The organism is Bacillus sp. SIMBA_074, from assembly GCF_046534555.1.
Lineage (GTDB): Bacteria > Bacillota > Bacilli > Bacillales > Bacillaceae_G > Bacillus_A > Bacillus_A mycoides.
Genome location: NZ_JAWRYM010001122.1, coordinates 1 through 241, shown reverse-complemented (window position 1 = coordinate 241; position 241 = coordinate 1). Strand labels below are relative to the sequence as shown.

Annotated in this window: 1 pseudogene; it reads right to left on the bottom strand. The window is 39.4% G+C overall.

Annotated elements, in window-relative coordinates:
* Positions 1–36 precede the first annotated feature (36 nt).
* Positions 37–241, bottom strand: a pseudogene (locus SB773_RS34230) (S-Ena type endospore appendage); the annotation flags it as partial.

The window sequence follows — 241 nt, the reverse complement described above, 5'->3', positions numbered from 1 at the left end:
AAACACATTATATGATTCTCCTTTCAATTGATATTTTTACGCTAGAACACGCTTAAATAGGGTAATACAAAACTTCCCACTAGCTCCAGCCCCTGCTGTAATAGCAAAACCAGTAGGCTGATTAACTGATACAGAGTGAGAATTTCCAGGAGTAGCACTTAAAGCACCAGCTGGAGTAACCGTTGCAGTTACTGTAGTCGTACTGGAAGCTGAGTTGAAAATTTCAAAAGTTCCTGAAAAG